The organism is Moorena sp. (assembly GCF_982860115.1).
The window spans coordinates 1-2,647 of the sequence record NZ_CEYLVT010000427.1 but is presented as its reverse complement, the minus strand read 5'-3'; the positions used below and the strand labels follow the sequence as shown (position 1 = coordinate 2,647).

Sequence of the window (2,647 nt, the reverse complement as noted above, 5' to 3'; positions counted from 1 at the left end):
GATGCCAGTTCTACGCAAGATGCCAGTTCCACGCCTGATGCCCATTCTACAGGTGCGACCCAAGGGCGATTTACTCGCCGATTGGAAAGCGCACCTACTCTTAAAATCATTCCATTATTTAGCAACCCCGTAATTAAAATAGAAGAAACTCTTTTGTGCGGGAAGTAGCTAAGTCATGACAGTAGCCACCACACCTGTTGAAACTAATCCCATTGTGCTGAGGATGCCCCCAGCATTGGACATGGATGATGACCAGTTTTTTGAATTTTGTCAGATTAATCGAGATTTACGGATTGAACGCACGTCAGAGGGAGAAATAATTGTTATGCCCCCAACAGGCAGTGGAACCGGAGGTCGAAATTTCAGTCTCAATGGTCAGTTGTGGAGTTGGGTAGAACAAGATGGCACAGGCAAGGGTTTTGACTCTTCTGCTGGCTTTAAGCTTCCCAATGGTGCAGAGCGCTCCCCTGATGCTTCTTGGGTAACCTTAGAAAGATGGGAAGCCCTAACACCTCAACAACAGGAAAAATTTGCTCCTCTATGCCCAGATTTTGTGATTGAATTGCGTTCCCCCAGTGATAGCGTCAACGATCTCAAGGAGAAGATGGAAGAGTACATGGACAATGGCGCGAGGTTAGGGTGGTTGATTGACCCCAATAATCGTCGGTTGTATATTTACCGTCCTGGTGGGGAAGTGGAGCAGTTGGACAATCCTGCTACGGTAAAGGGGGATGAGTCGGTGCTGCCTGGTTTCGTGCTGAAGCTGGGGAAAATCTGGTAGGAGCAGGAGTTATCAGCAGCATCGTCACTTGTAAAACTAAGGGTTTCTCCACCCTTCAATAATTCTAATTGCTACATTCAAATATGGGTTATCAAGGAATTCTTCAATTGCTCCTTGACCACCTTCTTTGAGAGCATTAATTAGCCTTTCTTTCTTGGTTGGTGTAATGGCTGCACTGACAAAGGCTTCTTGCTGTGCTTCTGTGGCAGTAGGGTTGGTTTTCTCTAGTTGCTCTAGTAATTGCTGGATTTCAGCTGCTGCTTCTGCTAGGTTTTTGTCAGCTTCCTCGTAGTTATTTTGATTAGCATAGCTTTGCTGACTACTAACAGACTCAGCTCTTTCGACATAGTTACCACCAACGTTAAACTTGGCACCACGCTGGTCACGCTTGTCAATTTTATCAATTATAATAGTTTCTTGATCTGCCATTGTTTCAACAACTCCCATTAATCTAGTATTGTTTTTACGTATAAATTCTATTTGTTCATCATAAAACTCTATTTGCTCAGATAAAAGTTTTATTTTTTCATCTTTAGCCTCTAACATTGGATTGTATTTTGCCCAAAATTTCCGCTCATATTCAGCTTCATCAACCTCCTCAGGGACTTTTACGCGAATAACAAAAGCACCGTCGCCTTTATTTTCTATAGTCTGTATGACTGGTAGCTCTCCTGTTTCGCTTTCTACTCGAACTCGAAGCTCTTGAAACGTTTTCAGAAAAGTCTGCCAGTCGATACCATCTTTAAAAATTAAATCGACAGTATTGGGAATTTTCTGAGCTAACTTAGCAAATTCACCCGGTTCAAAATTTCTCTCTTGGTCAGCAGGACGACGTTGAGGGTCTGGAGCATTTTTAGTTGGTAGTTTCAGGAAAATATAATCGCAATCAATTTCAATTAATTTAGTAGTATTGCTGATTCCCCAATCTTCGATATATGCTCCCGTTAAGGTGGCTCTGGTTAAATCTGCTCCTTCTAGTAACGTTTGAACTAACTTAGCTCTGGATAAATTAGCATTTTGTAAGTTAGCTCGGTTTAAGTCTGTTCTGATGAAGCTAGCATCTTGTAGATTAGTTCCCTTTAAATTAATACCTCTTAGGTCGAGGCGATCAAAGTTTTTATCTTGTCCCTCTCCAGTTATCAGCAATTGTCTAACGTTTGTATCTTTAAGGTAGCTTGTTCCTAGTCTAGCTTGGTCAAGTTTAATGGTATTTCGCCAACAAGTACGAGTGATAGTCGCTTCTCTTAAATCTGTACTTTTGAGGCTTGCTCCCGTAAAATCAGCATTAGTTAAATCGGCTTTGTAAAAACTGGTTCCTCCTGTAGCAGTAAGAGCAATAGCAATAGTACGAATCCAGGCATCTCGGGGATCTCCTTTCAGAGCACGCCGACCCAAGTGAGCAGCCAGTAAGTTTATGACTAAGGCTGCAGCTGCAGGTATGATATTTCCAGTGAAGGCTAGGACTCCGGGTCCAATTATAGTTCCGCCTGCGGCTATGAGTCCCGTTTTAGTGAAGGTTGCAGCTATGGCTCCGGTTGTGCTGAAACCGAAGGTTATGGCAAAGGCTATGGTTATGGCTCCCGCTATGCTGAAGGTTATGTCTCCGGCTCCGGCTCCGGAGGCTATGGCGAAGCCTATGGCTGCGGCAAAGCCTATGGTTGCGACTACGGCGAAGGTTTCTCCGATACCTTGACGAAGAATAATAGCAAATAAGACAATTATTAACACCAAAGCTGTCCAGCCTAAAACTTGGCTCTCTATGTCATTAGAGTCAAATATCAACAATACTGACACTCCCAGAATGAAAGAGGGCAATTTCTCAATAACCGCTGGTTAACAAATTGGATCAGCAATTTATCAGGCAGG

Annotated in this window: 2 protein-coding genes; one reads left to right on the top strand and one right to left on the bottom strand. The window is 43.2% G+C overall.

Annotated features, from left to right (window positions below; genetic code table 11):
* Nucleotides 1-175 precede the first annotated feature (175 nt).
* The gene (locus AC4II3_RS32365) at nt 176-781 is read left to right on the top strand and encodes a Uma2 family endonuclease (protein ID WP_488017148.1); all 606 of its coding nucleotides are present in this window, start codon (nt 176-178) and stop codon (nt 779-781) included.
* Nucleotides 782-817: 36 nt separating this feature from the next.
* On the opposite strand, the gene AC4II3_RS32360 is transcribed toward AC4II3_RS32365, so the two are convergent.
* A complete protein-coding gene (locus tag AC4II3_RS32360) occupies nt 818-2,596 on the bottom strand; it encodes a pentapeptide repeat-containing protein (protein WP_488017150.1) in 1,779 nt (592 codons plus the stop codon).
* Nucleotides 2,597-2,647: the final 51 nt, after the last annotated feature.

Coding starts and splice junctions, on each gene's coding strand:
- AC4II3_RS32365 (WP_488017148.1), top strand. CDS start 176: ATGACAGTAGCCACCACACCTGTTGAAACTAATCCCATTGTGCTGAGG.